The sequence below is a fragment of the Lacticaseibacillus sharpeae JCM 1186 = DSM 20505 genome (assembly GCF_001436225.1).
Classification (GTDB): domain Bacteria; phylum Bacillota; class Bacilli; order Lactobacillales; family Lactobacillaceae; genus Lacticaseibacillus; species Lacticaseibacillus sharpeae.
In genome coordinates this window covers 1-1,877 of the sequence record NZ_AYYO01000034.1, presented here as the reverse complement: position 1 = coordinate 1,877, position 1,877 = coordinate 1, and the positions used below count along the sequence as shown (strand labels likewise).

General features: G+C 34.1%; 3 protein-coding genes. 1 reads left to right on the top strand and 2 read right to left on the bottom strand.

Going from position 1 to position 1,877, the window contains the following annotated elements:
* Positions 1-125: 125 nt before the first annotated feature.
* Together FC18_RS07240 and FC18_RS07235 are read right to left on the bottom strand one after the other, a co-directional pair.
* Positions 126-377: a hypothetical protein gene (locus FC18_RS07240; RefSeq protein ID WP_054680732.1), complete on the bottom strand. Its 252-nt coding sequence runs from the start codon at positions 375-377 to the stop codon at positions 126-128.
* Entirely contained in the window at positions 370-600 is a 231-nt protein-coding gene (locus FC18_RS07235) for a hypothetical protein (RefSeq protein WP_056975899.1), read from the bottom strand. Before FC18_RS07235 ends, FC18_RS07240 begins: the two co-directional genes overlap by 8 nt.
* A gap of 209 nt (positions 601-809) precedes the next feature.
* On the opposite strand from FC18_RS07235, the gene FC18_RS07230 reads away from it, so the two are divergent.
* Entirely contained in the window at positions 810-1,664 is an 855-nt protein-coding gene (locus tag FC18_RS07230) for an Rgg/GadR/MutR family transcriptional regulator (RefSeq protein ID WP_056975896.1), read from the top strand.
* Positions 1,665-1,877: the final 213 nt, after the last annotated feature.

The window sequence follows — 1,877 nt, the reverse complement described above, 5'->3', positions numbered from 1 at the left end:
CGCATTGATTTAGATGTTATTTTCAGAAGTGGCTAACTTGTACTTGAAATTTACCTGAAAAATAATATTATGATTTTCACAATATTCGTCAATGACCAACAACGGTGTAATAAGTGCCATATTTCTTACGACAAAGTCTTGAAATTGAACAATTTCAATGGTTTTTTAACAAGGGCTTCTATTTCAATAGAATATTCACCAAAAACATTGACAGGATAAAACATATTGTCAATATACAAAAGCTCTGCAAATTTTTTTATTGTAGAGATTAAATCTTCATTACCATTTATCCAACAGTTAGGACTAAAGCCCTCAAGATTTTTGCTTATCCACAAATTTAAATCTTGGATAGAGCGTTCGAATCGATTATTATTCATTGTTATCCTCATAAACATTAAACAAAAAGCCCTGCACGGGCTTTTTATTAGTATTATGCAAATGTTGTTGAAAATTGGAAAATTTGCTTTTCTTCTGGTTTAAAAACGATTGAGCCACCTGTGACAAATGCATACCTGTCCAAGCAAGCAGATTAGCTCCAAAAGTAATACCATTGACTTTCCATTCAACCGGAGCATAGAATCCTACAAGACTTTTATTCATTTTTATACACCCTCTTTCTTATTGATTATTGAATTGAATATTCCAGGCCAGCGATTGATTACTATACTGGTGTAATAACCACCCACGGCCAATCTTCATCTAATAACTGCATTTACTTTCTCCCTTTACATTAAGATACGACTAGTATATTATGACCTAAATATTAAATCTAAAAATGTAAGGTATTTCGTCATTGAGGTGGATGATTCATGAGACATGGAGAGCTAATTCAGGAACTGAGAAAAGAACGCAACATAACACAGATTGAGCTTGCAAATGGGATTAACCATCGTTCCACGCTTGCTTCATTCGAAAATAATGGAGCAAAAGTTGATTTTGAGAGTATGATGAAATACCTTGATCGCATGAATATATCCGTTGAGGAGTACGAATACATTTACAACTCTAACACGACTCCGGAAAAGACAAAGTCAAGGGAGTTATTTAAAAAGTTATTTTGCAGCAATGCTACCAACCCTTCCCACCAACATATTTTCACTCAGTCAATGTATACACGTTTTAACAACTCCAAGGACTTTTTTTATTATGCGTTATATGCACAGTCGCTTTTAATTGAAAGCAATAATCAGGGAAATTTGGACCCTACCAGCCCTTTAATAAAGTCTGTACAAATAAATATAAAAAAACATTTAAACGAAATTCAAACTTGGGGTCACTTTGAAGTTGCTCTATTTACAAACTGTTTGTTCATTTTTGACACAGATTTTGTAACCATTAGTGTAGATTCAGCTTTAAAACGAAGCTATTTTTACAGCAACAGTGCATACTATTCTCAAGATATTAAAGCCCTAATTGCAAACCTGCTCATATACTCAGCTACAAAAAATATGCCAAGCCTATTCACTCAAGTCTTCAATAGGCTTAAATCACTATCCACTCTCCAGTCGGATATAGAATTAAATCTGTACAAAAATATATTTTTTTGCATTACCAGCCCCCAAACCTCAAACGCCACTTTAGAGTTAAAGCATCAACTAATTTCCTCTCTTAAAATACTCAACCAACCGAAGTGGATTAATTTTTTGAACTCCTTCACCTCGTGAGCTAACTTAAGATTCCTTTCAACCAACCTTAAGTAAAATGTTGCCCTCAATAAAACGGTGAATTCTGATTAGAATTGAACCACTTCCACTATATAACTGTAATAATGCACATTAAAAAGACCCATGCCTGTTCATTACCCAGGCATGGGTCTCTTGCTAATTAGTGGCTGGTGAATTAGCCCTAACTTTCAGGCAAATCCACGATAACTTTGT